At 69.3% G+C, this 14,693-nt stretch carries 14 protein-coding genes; 13 read left to right on the top strand and 1 reads right to left on the bottom strand.

Annotated features, from left to right (window positions below; all coding sequences use genetic code 11):
- The first annotated feature begins 77 nt into the window (after positions 1-77).
- Together efp and nusB are read left to right on the top strand one after the other, a co-directional pair.
- Positions 78-641: an elongation factor P gene (gene efp, locus C8E99_RS04935; protein WP_115931351.1), complete on the top strand. Its 564-nt coding sequence runs from the start codon at positions 78-80 to the stop codon at positions 639-641.
- A gap of 18 nt (positions 642-659) precedes the next feature.
- Positions 660-1,070 carry a transcription antitermination factor NusB gene (gene nusB, locus C8E99_RS04930; RefSeq protein ID WP_115931350.1) on the top strand — a complete coding sequence of 137 codons (411 nt, stop codon included), beginning with the start codon at positions 660-662 and terminating at the stop codon, positions 1,068-1,070.
- Here the strand turns inward: nusB and C8E99_RS04925 are convergent.
- A complete protein-coding gene (locus C8E99_RS04925; protein ID WP_115931349.1) occupies positions 1,048-2,316 on the bottom strand; it encodes a PrsW family intramembrane metalloprotease in 1,269 nt (422 codons plus the stop codon). The two genes, nusB and C8E99_RS04925, sit on opposite strands and share 23 nt — an antisense overlap.
- Before the next feature lie 122 nt (positions 2,317-2,438).
- Between C8E99_RS04925 and pyrR the strand changes: the two genes are divergently transcribed.
- The 11 genes from pyrR to coaBC all read left to right on the top strand — a co-directional run bounded on the left by pyrR (position 2,439) and on the right by coaBC (position 14,682).
- Positions 2,439-3,059 (top strand): bifunctional pyr operon transcriptional regulator/uracil phosphoribosyltransferase PyrR, encoded by a 621-nt coding sequence (gene pyrR, locus C8E99_RS04920; protein ID WP_115931348.1) that lies wholly within the window; start codon positions 2,439-2,441, stop codon positions 3,057-3,059.
- Positions 3,056-4,069, top strand: coding sequence for an aspartate carbamoyltransferase catalytic subunit (locus C8E99_RS04915; protein ID WP_115931347.1), 1,014 nt, complete (start codon positions 3,056-3,058; stop codon positions 4,067-4,069). The genes pyrR and C8E99_RS04915 overlap by 4 nt, the downstream gene beginning before the upstream one ends.
- On the top strand, positions 4,066-5,484 hold the full coding sequence (locus C8E99_RS04910; protein WP_115931346.1) for a dihydroorotase: 1,419 nt from the start codon (positions 4,066-4,068) through the stop codon (positions 5,482-5,484). Before C8E99_RS04915 ends, C8E99_RS04910 begins: the two co-directional genes overlap by 4 nt.
- A complete protein-coding gene (locus tag C8E99_RS04905; protein WP_245952092.1) occupies positions 5,481-6,041 on the top strand; it encodes a PH-like domain-containing protein in 561 nt (186 codons plus the stop codon). Before C8E99_RS04910 ends, C8E99_RS04905 begins: the two co-directional genes overlap by 4 nt.
- A gap of 98 nt (positions 6,042-6,139) precedes the next feature.
- Positions 6,140-7,312: a glutamine-hydrolyzing carbamoyl-phosphate synthase small subunit gene (carA, locus tag C8E99_RS04900; RefSeq protein ID WP_115931345.1), complete on the top strand. Its 1,173-nt coding sequence runs from the start codon at positions 6,140-6,142 to the stop codon at positions 7,310-7,312.
- Between the two features lie 6 nt (positions 7,313-7,318).
- Complete coding sequence (gene carB, locus C8E99_RS04895; RefSeq protein WP_115931344.1) at positions 7,319-10,645, top strand: carbamoyl-phosphate synthase large subunit; 3,327 nt, start codon at positions 7,319-7,321, stop codon at positions 10,643-10,645.
- Positions 10,642-11,631, top strand: coding sequence for an orotidine-5'-phosphate decarboxylase (gene pyrF / locus C8E99_RS04890; RefSeq protein WP_115931343.1), 990 nt, complete (start codon positions 10,642-10,644; stop codon positions 11,629-11,631). Before carB ends, pyrF begins: the two co-directional genes overlap by 4 nt.
- A gap of 221 nt (positions 11,632-11,852) precedes the next feature.
- Positions 11,853-12,167: an integration host factor, actinobacterial type gene (mihF, locus tag C8E99_RS04885; protein ID WP_115931342.1), complete on the top strand. Its 315-nt coding sequence runs from the start codon at positions 11,853-11,855 to the stop codon at positions 12,165-12,167.
- A 37-nt stretch (positions 12,168-12,204) separates the two neighbouring features.
- Positions 12,205-12,846: a guanylate kinase gene (gene gmk / locus C8E99_RS04880; RefSeq protein WP_115931341.1), complete on the top strand. Its 642-nt coding sequence runs from the start codon at positions 12,205-12,207 to the stop codon at positions 12,844-12,846.
- 96 nt (positions 12,847-12,942) lie between these two features.
- On the top strand, positions 12,943-13,371 hold the full coding sequence (rpoZ, locus tag C8E99_RS16330; RefSeq protein WP_115931340.1) for a DNA-directed RNA polymerase subunit omega: 429 nt from the start codon (positions 12,943-12,945) through the stop codon (positions 13,369-13,371).
- A 42-nt stretch (positions 13,372-13,413) separates the two neighbouring features.
- Positions 13,414-14,682: a bifunctional phosphopantothenoylcysteine decarboxylase/phosphopantothenate--cysteine ligase CoaBC gene (coaBC, locus tag C8E99_RS04870; RefSeq protein ID WP_115931339.1), complete on the top strand. Its 1,269-nt coding sequence runs from the start codon at positions 13,414-13,416 to the stop codon at positions 14,680-14,682.
- Positions 14,683-14,693 lie beyond the last annotated feature (11 nt).

Genomic DNA, 14,693 nt, shown 5'->3' with positions numbered 1-14,693 from the left:
TAGAATGGTCGACTGGACTTCCAGCGAGACCCGCCGACGCCATCGACTGGCCCCTTACCGACAGACGGAGATTGACAGTGGCAACCAGCAACGACATCAAGAACGGCACCGTGCTGAAAATGGACGGCCACCTGTGGAACGTCATCGAGTTCCAGCACGTGAAGCCGGGCAAGGGCGGGGCGTTCGTCCGCACCAAGATCCGGAACATCACCACCGGCAAGCTGGTGGACAAGACCTTCAACGCCGGCGCCAAGATCGAGACCGCCACTGTGGACCGCTCGGACTACGAGTACCTGTACATGGACGGCGAGGACTACATCTTCATGGACACGGACACCTATGACCAGATCCCGGTGAACCCGGCTGTCGTGGGCAACGCCGCCAACTTCATGTTGGAGAACCAGAAGGTCACCATCGCCATGAACGAGGGCACCCCGCTGTACCTGGACATGCCGCCGTCGGTGGTCCTGGAGATCACCTACACCGAGCCGGGCCTGCAGGGCGACCGGTCCTCCGCCGGCACCAAGCCCGCGACCCTCGAGACCGGCCACGAGATCCAGGTGCCCCTGTTCGTGGATCAGGGCACCAAGGTCAAGGTGGACACCCGCACGGGTGACTACCTCGGCCGCGTGAACGACTGACGGGACGACTGACCAACTGTGAGCGCACGAGGCAAAGCCCGGAGGCGCGCGCTGGAAGTCCTCTTCGAGGCCGAACAGCGCGGGACCACTCCGGATGAGGGCATCACCTCCCGCAGGGCATCCACGGCACAGGTGATCAACCCGTACACCGTGGAGATCATCCAGGGCGTGGTGGCCGAACAGGAGCGGATCGACGAGATCCTGTCCTCCTATGCCCAGGGCTGGACCCTGGACCGCATGCCGGCAGTGGACCGCGCCATCCTCCGGATCGGTGCCTGGGAACTGCTGTTCAACGACGAGGTGCCGGACCGTGTGGCGGTGTCCGAGGCGGTCACGATCGCCAAGGAATTGTCCACGGACGACTCCCCGGACTACGTCAACGGCCTGCTCGGCCGGATCCAGCAGCTCAAGCCGACGCTGCTGGACTGACCTCGCCGCTGGGCCTGATCGCGCCGAAGAGCTCCTGCCGCTGCCGGACCGTGTCCTGCAGCAGCCGGAGCTCTTCGGCGCTATTGGCCTGGACATCGTGGCCCCGTTCGATCCGGTGCCGCAAGGCCGCCAGGCGCAAGGCGGTCCGCTCGAATGCGCGGTGCTGGCTGCGTGCCCCGTGCCTGCTGGCCCACCGGCGGCCCTGCCGCCGTCCGGGGGCTGTGCCGAAGAGGGCGATCTCCTCCGGCCACAGCCACCCCGCCTCTTCGTAGCGGCCCAGCATGCCCTGGGTGAGGCGTCGCTCGGCCCGCAACAGCAGCACGACGGCAGCGACCGCCGCGATGAACAGCGGGACCTGTAGCACCAGGTAGAACGTGAAGAAGTCGTCGAAGATCAGGGCCAAGCCGCCGTTCCACAGGAAGTGCCCGACCATGGCGGGGACCAGCCCGACCAGGAACCAGCCGATCCAGCCGACCCGGCCGAGCCGGCCCCTGATGACTCGCCGCTGCGCGGCCACTCCCAGGAAGAACCCGATCCACACGGTGAACAGCACGTGGGCGAAGGGCGAGAACAGTCCCCGGAGCACGAAGGTGAACGCCAGCTCGGTGCCCCACCCGGCCTCGGTGTAGGCGGTGCCGAAATAGAGGATGTTCTCCGTGAAGGCGAAACCCGCGGCCACCATGCCGGCGTAGACCACCCCGTCCACGGGACCGTCGAAGTGCCGGCGGGCCGCCAGGAAGATCACCACGAGGCCGGCGCCCTTCATGGTCTCCTCGATCACCGGGGCCTGCACCACCGCCCCGAAGGTCTCCGAGTCCAGCGAGGACAGCCCGCTGAAGGCCTCCATGAACACCTCGCCCAGCGAGAGGGTGCCGAACACGGATACCCCCGCGCCCCACAGGAAGGCGAAGACGAGCCAGCCGCGGGGCTCGGGATCCCAGCGGTCGACCCACAGCAGGGCGGCCACCACGATGCCGAGGGGGACCAGCGCCAGCAGCCCGACCACGAAGAGCGTCTCGGTGCCCAGGACGCCGACCAGGAACAGGACGACCAGGGCGCCGACGGCCGCGGCTGCCACGAGCAGGGCGATGCCCCAGGCGTTGGAGCGGCGGTTGCGCCGCGCGATCAGGTGCGCCGGGGGATAGGCGGCCGACGACGGTCCGGAGGTCCCAGAGTGGCCCGCAGGGGGCAGTGGTCCCGGCCGGTTCGGCGGGGATGGTGCGGAGAGGTTCACCGGCTGCGTCATGGAACCATCCTGACACTAGGTCGCCCCGCCGCGGTGATAGTGTTGACGCCGGACCAAACACACCCCACCCGGGGTTGCGTTTCCTTTAAGTTCCGTCCTGTGAGGCGGGGAAGGAGGCATGTGTGCAGGCTGAGAGCCGCGCTGTGCGCACCGTCCGGAATGTCCTTTCCGCGGCGGATATCGATCGGGCGCTGACCCGGATCGCCCACGAGATCCTCGAATCGAACCGTGGCCCCGCCGGCCTGGTCATCCTGGGCATCCCCCGCCGCGGGGTTCCCCTGGCAGAGCGTCTGGCCCGCAAGCTCGCCCGCATCGAACCGGGCTTCGACGCCGGCACCTCGACCGGTGAACTGGACGTCACCCTCTACCGGGACGACCTGCGCCGTTCCACCTCCCGCACCCCCGCGCCGACCCGCTTGCCTGACACCGGAATCGACGGCGCCACCGTGGTACTCGTGGATGACGTGCTGTATTCCGGGCGGACCATCCGTGCCGCCCTGGACGCCCTCAACGACTTCGGCCGCCCGGCCGCCGTCCGCCTCGCCGTCCTCGTGGACCGGGGCCACCGCGAACTGCCGATCCGGGCCGACTTCGTGGGCAAGAACCTGCCCACCTCCACCGCCGAGCGCGTCCAGGTCCGCCTGGTGGAGATCGACGGGCCGGACGGCACCGCCGAGGTCACCGAGGACGCCGTCTCGATCACCGACCACGCGGAGGCCAGCGCCCGAGGTGAGGCCCGGTGAAGCACCTACTGTCCACCCAGGACCTCTCCCACGCCGACGCATTGCGCATCCTCGACACCGCCGAGGAGATGGCCACGGTCTCCGGCCGCGAGGTCAAGAAGCTTCCCGCCCTCCGCGGCCGCACCGTCGTCAACCTCTTCCTCGAAGACTCCACCCGGACCCGGATCTCCTTCGAGGCGGCGGCCAAGCGCCTGAGCGCGGACGTCATCAATTTCTCGGGGAAGGGCACCTCCGTCTCCAAAGGGGAGTCCCTGAAGGACACCGTCCAGACCCTCGAGGCCATCGGCGCCGACGCGATCGTGATGCGCCACTGGGCCTCCGGGGCGGCAGCCCAGCTCGCCGACTCCGGCTGGATCCGCTCCGCCGTGGTCAACGCCGGAGACGGTACGCACGAACACCCCACGCAGGCGTTGCTGGACGCCTTCACGCTGCGCCGCCACCTGGCGTTGCGCCACGGTACCGCGCCGCACGGCACGGACCTGGCCGGGATGAAGGTCGTCATCGTCGGGGACATCCTGCACTCCCGGGTGGCCCGCTCCAACCTGTGGCTGCTGACCACGCTCGGGGCCGAGGTCACCCTGGCCGCCCCGCCGACCCTGGTACCCGTAGGTGTGGGGGACTGGCCCTGCACCGTGACGTACTCGCTCGACGAGGCCCTGGCGGGCGCACCGGACGCCGTGATGATGCTGCGCGTCCAGTCCGAGCGCATGCATGACGCGTTCTTCCCTTCGGCCGCCGAGTACACCCGGTCCTGGGGACTGACGGATGAGCGGCTCGGGATGCTGGAGGCCAGCGGTGTGGAGGACGCGGTCATCATGCATCCCGGCCCCATGAACCGCGGCCTGGAGATCTCCGCGGCGGCCGCGGACTCCACGCGCAACACGGCCCTGGAACAGGTCGCCAACGGCGTCTCCATCCGGATGGCCGTGCTGTACCTCCTGCTGTCCGCCTCCGACAGCCCTGACCCGTCCACCCCGACCGCACCGTCCGACCGGAAGGCCACCGCATGAGCGCCACGTTTGACCCCCGCAACCGGTACCTCATCACCGGCGGCACCCTGCCGGACGGCACCACCGCGGATGTCCTCATCGAGGACGGCCTGCTGGCCGCCGTCGGGCAGGACGCCCGCGCGCGCGCCGGAACCTCGGCCGAGGCGGCCGCGGCCGAGACCATAAACGCCACCGGCCGCATCATCCTGCCGGGGCTCGTGGACCTGCACACTCACCTGCGCCAGCCCGGCCGTGAGGACTCGGAGACCGTGGAGACGGGCACCCGCGCCGCCGCGCTCGGCGGCTTCACCTCGGTGCACGCCATGGCGAACTCGACGCCGGTCGCGGACTCGGCGGGCGTCGTCGAGCAGGTGTGGCAGTTGGGCCGTGAGGCCGGCTGGTGCGACGTCCATCCCGTGGGCGCCGTCACCGTGGGCCTGGGCGGCGAACGCCTGGCGGAGCTCGGTGCCATGGCGCAGTCGCGGGCGGAGGTCCGGGTGTTCTCCGATGACGGCATGTGCGTCTGGGACCCGGTGATGATGCGCCGGGCGCTGGAGTACGTCAAGGCCTTCGACGGCGTGATCGCCCAGCACGCCCAGGAGCCGAAGCTCACCGACGGCGCTCAGATGAACGAGGGTGCCCTGTCCTCGGTCCTGGGCCTGGCCGGTTGGCCCGCCGTGGCGGAGGAGGCCATCATCGCCCGGGACGTGCTGCTGGCCCAGCACGTGGGCTCCCGGCTGCACGTCTGTCACGTCTCCACCGCCGGTTCCGTGGAGATCATCCGCTGGGCCAAGGAGCGCGGGATCGAGGTGACGGCCGAGGCCACCCCGCACCACCTGCTGCTGACCGAGGAGCTCGTCCGCACCTACAACCCGGTCTACAAGGTCAATCCGCCACTGCGCCGCGAGGAGGACGTGATGGCGTTGCGCGAAGGCCTGGCGGACGGCACGATCGACACGATCGGCACCGACCACGCCCCGCACACCGCGGAGACCAAGGAATGCGAGTGGACGGTCGCGGCCATGGGCATGACCGGCCTGGAGACCGCCCTGCCGGTGGTCCAGCAGGCGCTCGTGGACACCGGGTTGATGGACTGGGCGGGGATCTCCCGGATCCTCAGCTCGACGCCGGCCCGCATCGCCCGTCTGACGGACCAGGGCCGGATCTCCTCGGAGGGCGTCTTCGAGCTCGGTGCCCCCGCCAACCTCACCGTCTACGACCCGTCGGTCATCCGGGCCGTGGACCCGGAGTCGCACGCCACCAAGTCCCGCAACAGCCCCTTCCGGGGGATGGAGCTGCCCGGCCAGGTCACCGACGTCTTCAACCACGGGCACCCGGTGGTGCGTGACCGCGCCCTGGCCACGCCCCGGACGCAGCACCAGCAGAACCAGCACCAACAGCAGCTCAAGCAGCAGACAGGAAGCGCCCAGCAGTGAACGATGATTTCAGCGCCGAGTACACCCTCATTGGGTTCCTGACCGGCCTCGGGCTAGTGGTGATCGTGGCCCTCATGTGGTGGGGATGGCGCAACCGCAAACGACGCCAGCAGGACATCGCGCCCCCCGCCTCCGTGCCGGCCGAGGTCCTGGAGTCCGAGCCCCTCACCGGAGCCGAGGGCATGTACGTCACCACGGTGCGCGGGCGGGACTACCTGGACCGGATCGCCGTCCATGACCTCGGCTTGCGCACCAATGCCCGGTTGGAGGTGCATCGCTCCGGCGTGGCCCTGCTGCGGGAGGGCGGGTCCAACCTGTTCATCCCGCGGGCCGACCTCCGCCAGGTTCGCCTCGACTCCGGCATGAGCGGGAAGTTCGTGGAGAAGGGCGGCCTGCTCGTGGTCTCGTGGACTTTGGGAGACCACGAGGTCTCCACCGGATTCCGGACCCGCACCGCCGATGACCGTGACCCGCTGCTGACGGCCATCCAGGCCCTCGTCGACGGTGGGCTCCCGGCCGCCCCGACGGCCGCCTCCGCGCCCTCACCGGACGCCTAGACCACACCAGTGCAGCACGAGCACGAGCACACGCCGCACACCAGACCGCACGACTACCCCACACACCCACAGACCCACCCGCAGATGGAGAACAACTCGTGAGCCTCTTGAACCGCGAGCCGGCCGTACTGGTCCTGGCCGATGGAACCGTCCATCACGGCCAGGCCTACGGCCAGACCGGCACCACCCTGGGCGAGGCCGTCTTCACCACCGGCATGACCGGCTACCAGGAGACGCTGACCGATCCGTCCTACGCCCGTCAGATCATCGTGCAGACGTTCCCGCACATCGGCAACACCGGCGTCAACACCGAGGATGCCGAGTCCCGGGCCATCTTCGCCGCCGGCTACGTGGTTCGCGAGGCGGCCCGCGTTCCGTCGAACTGGCGTTCCGAGCGGAGCCTGGACGATGAGCTGGAAGCCCAGGGCGTCGTCGGGATCCAGGGCGTGGACACCCGTGCGGTCACCCGGCACCTGCGCTCCGCCGGTTCCATGAAGGCCGGGATCTTCTCCGGCGCGGCCGCTCGGCGTCCGCTCGCCGACCTCGTCGCCGAGGTCCAGGCCCAGCCGTCCATGGCCGGGGCCCGCCTGGCGGACGAGGTGACCACGGAGTCCGCCTATGTCGTCGAGCCGGCCGAGCACGGCTGGGAGGGTGAGCCGCTGCACACCGTGGTGGCGCTCGACCTCGGCCTGAAGGCCGCCACACCACGGCACCTGGCCGCCCGCGGGATCCGGCTCCACGTGCTGCCCGCCACCTCCTCCTTCGAGGACATCACCGCGCTGGACCCGGACGGCGTGTTCCTCTCCAACGGCCCCGGCGACCCCGCCACCGCCGATGACCAGGTGGCGCTGCTGCGGCAGGTCCTCGACGCCGGACTGCCGTTCTTCGGCATCTGCTTCGGCAACCAGGTCTTCGGCCGGGCCCTGGGCTTCGGCACCTACAAGCTGCCCTTCGGCCACCGCGGTCCGAATCAGCCCGTCATGGACAAGACCACCGGGCGCGTGGAGATCACCTCCCAGAACCACGGCTTCGCCGTGGATGCCCCGCTGGGTGAGCCGGTCATGGCACCCGAGGCCGCCTACGGGCGCGTCGAGGTCTCGCACTGGTCCCTGAACGACCAGGTGGTCGAGGGCCTGCGCCTGCTGGACCGCCCCGCCTTCTCCGTCCAGTTCCACCCCGAATCGGCCGCCGGCCCGCACGATTCGGTTCCCTTGTTCGACCGGTTCATCGCGATGATGACCGAGCAGTCCTCTACCTCCGAAGGAGCCTGAGCCCCGATGCCCAAGCGCACCGATCTGAAGTCCGTCCTGGTCATCGGCTCCGGCCCGATCGTCATCGGCCAAGCCGCCGAGTTCGATTACTCCGGCACCCAGGCGATCCGGGTCCTCAAGGACGAGGGCCTGCGCGTGGTGCTGGTCAACTCGAACCCGGCCACCATCATGACCGACCCCGAGCTGGCCGACGCCACGTACGTGGAGCCGATCACCCCCGAGGTTGTCGAGAAGATCATCGCCGTAGAACGCCCGGACGCCCTGCTGCCGACCCTCGGCGGCCAGACCGCCCTGAACACCGCGATCGCCCTGGACAAGAACGGGGTGCTCGAGAAGTACGGCGTCGAGCTGATCGGCGCCAACATCGCGGCGATCGAGCTCGGCGAGAACCGTGAGCTGTTCAAGGGCGTCGTGGAGCGTTGCGGCGCCGAGTCCGCGAAGTCCGAGATCGTCCACAGCATGGACGAGGCCTTCGCCGCCGCGGGGAAGCTGGGCTACCCCATGGTGGTCCGCCCCTCCTTCACCATGGGCGGCCTGGGCTCCGGCCTGGCCTACAACGAGGAGGACCTGCGGCGCATCGCCGGCGCCGGCATCCAGTACAGCCCCACCTCCGAGGTCCTGCTCGAGGAGTCCATCCTCGGCTGGAAGGAGTACGAGCTGGAGATGATGCGGGACCGCAACGACAACGTCGTGGTGGTCTGCTCCATCGAGAACTTCGACCCGGTCGGCGTCCACACCGGCGACTCCATCACCGTGGCGCCCGCCATGACCCTGACCGATCGCGAGTACCAGGCGATGCGGGACATCTCGATCGCCGTGATCCGCGAGGTCGGTGTGGACACCGGCGGCTGCAACATCCAGTTCGCCGTGGACCCGGCCACCGGGCGGATCATCGTGATCGAGATGAACCCCCGCGTCTCCCGGTCCTCTGCCCTGGCCTCCAAGGCGACCGGGTTCGCCATCGCCAAGATCGCCACCAAGCTGGCGCTCGGCTACACCCTGGACGAGATCCCGAACGACATCACGCGGAAGACCCCCGCCTCCTTCGAGCCGGTGCTGGACTACGTGGTCGTCAAGGTGCCGCGCTTCGCCTTCGAGAAGTTCCCGGCGGCGGACCCCACCCTGACCACCACCATGAAGTCCGTGGGCGAGGCCATGGCGATCGGCCGCAACTTCTCCGAGGCCCTGCAGAAGGCCCTGCGGTCCCTGGAGCAGAAGGGCGCCGAGCTCTCCTTCGACATCCCGGATGCGGACGAGGTCGCCACCCTGATCGAGCAGTCCAGGATCCCGACGACGGACCGCCTCGCCCAGGTCCAACGCGCCCTGCTGGGCGGAGCGAGCCTCGAGCAGCTCTTCGAGGCCACCAAGATCGACCCCTGGTTCCTCGACCAGCTGGTGCTGATCAACGAGGTCGCCACGGACGTGGCCGCGTCCCCCGAGCTGGACGCCACCGTCCTGCAGTACGCCAAGCGCCACGGCTTCTCGGACACCCAGATCGGCCAGCTGCGCCACCTGGACCCGGCCGTGGTGCGCGGCGTCCGGCACGCCTTGGGCATCCGTCCGGTGTACAAGACCGTGGACACCTGTGCCGCCGAGTTCGAGGCCTACACCCCGTACCGGTACTCCAGCTATGACCTGGAGGACGAGGTCACGGACCATGCCAAGCCCTCCGTGATCATCCTGGGCTCCGGGCCGAACCGGATCGGCCAGGGCATCGAGTTCGACTACTCCTGCGTGCACGCCACCATGGCCCTGCGCGAGGCCGGCCACGAGACCGTGATGGTCAACTGCAACCCCGAGACCGTCTCCACGGACTACGACATCTCCGACCGGCTGTACTTCGAGCCGCTCACCCTGGAAGACGTGCTCGAGATCATCGCGGCCGAGCAACGCAGCGGCGGCGTACTGGGCGTGTTCGTCCAGCTCGGCGGCCAGACCCCGCTGAAGCTGGCCCAGGAGCTGGCGGACGCCGGCGTGCCGATCCTCGGCACCTCACCGGCAGCGATCGATCTCGCCGAGCACCGTGGCGAGTTCGCCCGCGTCCTCGATGAGGCCGGGCTGGTGTCTCCGAAGAACGGCACCGCCGTCTCCTTCGCCGATGCCAAGCGCGTGGCCGACGAGATCGGTTACCCCGTCCTGGTCCGTCCGTCCTACGTGCTCGGCGGCCGCGGCATGGAGATCGTGTATGACGAGGAATCCCTGCTGCGGTACATCACCAACGCCACGGAGATCACCGCGGACCACCCCGTGCTGGTGGACCGCTTCCTCGAGGACGCGATCGAGATCGACGTGGACGCCCTCTTTGACGGCACCGACCTGTACATCGGCGGCATCATGGAGCACATCGAGGAGGCCGGCATCCACTCCGGCGACTCCGCCTGCGTGCTTCCGCCGATCAACCTCGGCCCGGACACCCTGGCCCGTGTGCGCGAGGCCACCAGCGGCATCGCCGCCGGCGTCGGCGTGCGCGGACTGATCAACATCCAGTTCGCCCTGGCCTCGGATATCCTCTACGTCATCGAGGCCAACCCGCGCGCCTCGCGGACCGTGCCGTTCGTCTCCAAGGCCACCGGTGTCCAGCTGGCCAAGGCCGCCGCGCTGATCGGCACCGGCCGGTCCATCGCCGACCTCAAGGCCGAGGGCAGGCTGCCCTCCGGTCATGACGGCTCGTCCCTGCCCCTCGACGCCCCCGTGGCCGTCAAGGAGGCCGTGCTGCCGTTCGCCCGCTTCCGCACCAGCGAGGGACGGGTCGTGGATTCCCTGCTGGGGCCCGAGATGCGCTCCACCGGCGAGGTCATGGGGATCGACAAGTACTTCGACACCGCCTTCGCCAAGAGCCAGGCGGCAGCGAACAACCCGCTGCCGACCTCCGGGCGGGTCTTCGTGTCCGTGGCGAACCGGGACAAGCGCGGTCTCGTGATGCCCGTCAAGCGACTGGTGGACCTCGGTTTCACCATCGTCTCGACCGGCGGCACGGCAGAGGTCCTGCGCCGCAACGGCATCCACGCGGACGTGGTGGACAAGATCGCCGACGCCGGCGCCGGCACGGACCCGGCGAACACCGGTGCCGGGACCATCCTGGAGCAGATCGAGGCCGGTGAGATCGCCCTGGTGGTCAACACGCCTTCCGGTGGAGACGCCCGCGGTGACGGCTATGAGATCCGCGCGGCGGCGACCTCGATGGGGATCCCCACGATCACCACGCTCGCCCTCTTCGGTGCCGCCATCCAGGCCATGGAGGCCCTGCGCGAGTACACCTGGGACGTCACCTCCCTGCAGGAGCACGACGCGCGGTTGGCCGCGGCCGTCGCGCGCTCCGGTTCCGGGGCATGACGGCACCGGTGGCCGGGTCCGTCGACGCCGGCCGGGCACCGTGGGGTGCCCGGCTGGCGGCCGCGATGGACGCAGCCGGACCGCTGTGCCTGGGCATCGACCCGCACCCGCAACTACTCCACGACTGGGACCTTCCAGACACACCCGTGGGCCTGGAGCGATTCTCGATGACGGCCTTGGAAGCCGCGGCAGGAGAGGGCGGGTCCTCCGCCGTTGCCGCCATCAAGCCGCAGGTCGCACTGTATGAGCGGCATGGCTCGGCTGGCTTCGCCGTCCTGGAGCGGCTGCTGCGGGAGGCCCGCGACGAAGAGGTGCTGACCATCGCCGACGCCAAGCGCGGGGACATCGGGTCCACGATGGCCGGCTACGCCGAGGCGTGGCTCTCGGACGACTCACCGCTGGCCGCTGACGCCGTCACCCTCAGTCCCTATCTCGGCTATGACTCGTTGGCCCCGGCCCTCGAACTGGCCGAGGCCACCGGGCGGGGCGTCTTCATCCTGGCCCTGACCTCGAACCCCGAGGGCGCCTCGGTCCAGCACACCGGCGGCGTGGGGGGATCCGTGGCCGGGTCCATCACCGCCGCGGCCGCCCGGGACAATGCGCGGGCGCTGGGCTTCGGTCACGTCACCGGTACGAACGGCACCACCGGCTTGAACGGCACGATCGGCGCCGACGAGGGGTCCAGGGCCGGGACCGGGGGCGGGACCGCGATCCGCCCCGCCCTGGGGCCGGTCGGTCTCGTGGTCGGCGCCACCGTGGCCGGCCAGGCCGAGCGGCTGGGCCTGGACCTGGCCGGCGTCCGCGGCGCGCTGTTGGCTCCGGGATTCGGCGCCCAGGGTGCGTCGGGGGCCGGGATGCGTTCCGGTTTCGGTTCGGCGTGGCCTTCCGTGCTGGCGACCTCCAGCCGGGCCGTCTTGCGCCGTGGACCGTCCGTCAGCGGACTGCGCGAGGGCATCCGGGAGGCACTGGAGGATCTGGGCCGGTAGTGGTCCACCTCTGAGGCACGGTCCGAACGGCACTGCCGTGACCTGATCGTGATCTACTGAGGCGTTCCGGCGCCCCTGATAGTGACCCGCATCACCGTTCGATAAACTTCAGTACCCCGATGGTGGACTGCAGACCTGACCGGGGCTGATCGGGTACTTTACGTCCAAGTCACGGCGATATTGCCGTGACGGTTGAAACCTAGTCCCCGAGGTGGAACGTCATGGCTCTGAAGGAATTGTCTGCCGCAGAACGGGAAGCGGCCCGGAGCAAGGCCCTGCAGGCACGCACGGCGCGTGCGGACCTGAAGGAGTCCTTCCGATCGGGCAAGTCCAGTCTCGAATCGGTCTTCGCAGCGGCGGACGAGGACGCCGCCATCGGGCGGATGCGCACGGTGGACCTGTTGCAGACCCTGCAGGGTGTGGGCGAGGTGCGGGCCGCGAAGATCATGGAATCGTGTGGGATTTCCCCCAATCGGCGCCTCCGCGGCCTCGGTCGCCGGCAACGGGAGGCGTTGATCGCCTATATTGGCCGGTAGCCCTTTTCCGGGCCGCGCCATTCCCACAGGAGGTTCATTGACCACCCCCGACGTCCCCGCCGCCCGGCCGGTCAGCCTCCGCCCCGAACACCGGTCTGCCGCGGGTGCGGAACGCCCGCGCGTCACGGTGCTCGCGGGACCGACCGCCGTCGGCAAGGGCACGGTCTCCCAGTTCATCCGGGAGCACTATCCCCAGGTGTGGCTCTCCGTCTCTGCCACCACGCGGAAGCCGCGGCCCAATGAACGCGAGGGGCAGCACTACTTCTTCGTGGAGCCCCAGCACTTCGATGAGCTGGTGTCCCAGGACCAGATGCTGGAATGGGCTGTGGTCCATGGCGTGAACCGCTATGGGACCCGCCGAGACACGGTCCAGCGGGCCCTCGACGATGGTCAGCACGTCCTGTTGGAGATCGACCTGCAGGGGGCGCGGCAGGTCAGGCAGGCCATGCCGGAGGCGACGTTCGTCTTCCTGTCGCCGCCGAATTGGGACGAATTGGTGCACCGGCTGGTCGGCCGCGGCACGGAATCTCCGGAGGAACAGCGCCGCCGGCTGGAAACGGCTAGAATGGAACTCGCTGCCGAGCCGGAGTTCGATGCCGTGGTGGTCAATGACACCGTGGAACGCGCCGCACAGGAGTTGGTCCGCATCATGGGATTGGACCCTGACGACCACCTCTAGGCCGTCCGGCCGGACCCCAGCGCGAGGACCGTGAGCGGTCGTCGGCAGCGGCGCAGACAACGCATCAGCAACAGAATCACCAACCGTGGAGAACTAGTGACCGAACAGTACGAAGGCATCGTCAACCCGCCCATCGACACCCTGCTGGAGAAGGTTGACTCGAAGTACGCCCTGGTGCTTTTCGCCGCCAAGCGTGCCCGCCAGATCAACGCGTACTACTCGCAGCTCCATGAGGGCCTGTTCGAGTACGTCGGCCCGCTGGTGGATACCAAGCTCAACGAGAAGCCGCTGTCCATCTCCATGCGGGAGATCGAGGAGGACCTCCTGGAGGCCACCCCGATGACCGAGGAGCAGATCGCCGCTGAGACCGAGGGCGACTTCGGCACCTTCGAGTTGCAGAGCTCGGCCGAGGCCGCCTTCTCCGACGACGCGTTCTCCGCCGAGGGCGTGGGCGAAGAGGCTGCAGTGGAGATCACCGAGATCGCTGACACCGAGACCACCGACGAGGACGAGCAGCAGGCCTGACCTCGTTTTCGACTCCGGGAACGAGCCGACTAGGTTTGATCCATGAGGATCGTTCTCGGAGTCACCGGCGGTATCGCCGCCTACAAATCCGCACTGCTGTTGCGGCTCATGACCGAAGCCGGTCACCAGGTGGACGTGGTCCCCACGCCTGCCGCCCTGAATTTCGTGGGACAGGCCACGTGGGAGGCGCTCTCCGGGCGCCCCGTGCGGACGGACACCTTCGAAGCCGTCGAGACGGTCAACCACGTCAGGCTGGGCCGTGAGGCCGAGCTCGTCGTCGTGGCTCCCGCCACCGCCGATTCCCTCGCCCGTGCCGCCGCCGGGCTGGCCCCGGACCTGCTCGGAAACGTCCTGCTGACCGCCACCTGCCCGGTGCTGATGGTCCCGGCCATGCACACTGAGATGTGGACCCACCCGGCCACCGTCGCCAATGTCGATCTGCTTCGCTCCCGCGGCATCAGCGTGCTCGATCCCGATTCCGGGCGGCTCACCGGCCAGGACACCGGCCCCGGGCGGTTCCCGGAGCCAGACCGCATCTGGGCCGAGGCGCAGTCCCTCGTGGCTGACGGCCTGCGGACCAGCCGTCCCACCGCCCAGCAGAACGGGGCGCTGGCCGGACGCGCCGTCGTCGTGACCGCCGGGGGTACCCGGGAGGCCCTGGATCCGGTGCGCTATCTCGGAAACCGGTCCTCCGGCAAGCAGGGCGTGGCCGTGGCCGAGGCCGCCTTGGCCGCCGGTGCCCGCGTCACCTTCATCGGAGGGGCCATGAGCGTGGAACCACCCGCCGGGGCGGAAGTGGTCCGGGTGGAGTCCACCCAGGAACTGCACGAGGCGGTCATGGCCCACGCGCCGGGTGCCGATGCCCTGGTGATGGCGGCCGCCGTCGCCGATTTCCGCCCCGCGGAGTACGCGGACTCCAAGATCAAGAAATCCGAAGACGGCTCCAACCCGGTGATCCGCCTGGAGCGCACCCCGGACATCCTCGCGGAGGCGGTGCAGGCCCGGGCCGCCGGACAGCCGATGCCGGGCACCATCATCGGATTCGGTGCCGAGACCGGTGACGCCACCGCCTCCGTATTGGAATTCGGGGCCGCCAAGCTCGCCCGCAAGGGCTGTGAGATGCTCGTGGTCAACCAGGTGGGCCGGGACAAGGTCTTCGGTCAGGACACCACCGAGGTCACCATGCTCTTCGCCGACGGGCGGGAGCCGGTGGCCGCGGCGGGAGACAAATCAGAGGTGGGCGTGGCGATCGTCACCGAACTGGCGGGCTTGCTGGGCCCGCTCGGCCGGCTGGATAGGATGGATCAGTGACTGACGCAGCG

This window comes from Citricoccus muralis (assembly GCF_003386075.1).
Taxonomy (GTDB): Bacteria; Actinomycetota; Actinomycetes; order Actinomycetales; family Micrococcaceae; genus Citricoccus; species Citricoccus muralis.
The sequence above is the reverse complement of the archived record's forward strand: the minus strand, read 5'-3'. Positions and strand labels throughout refer to the sequence as shown.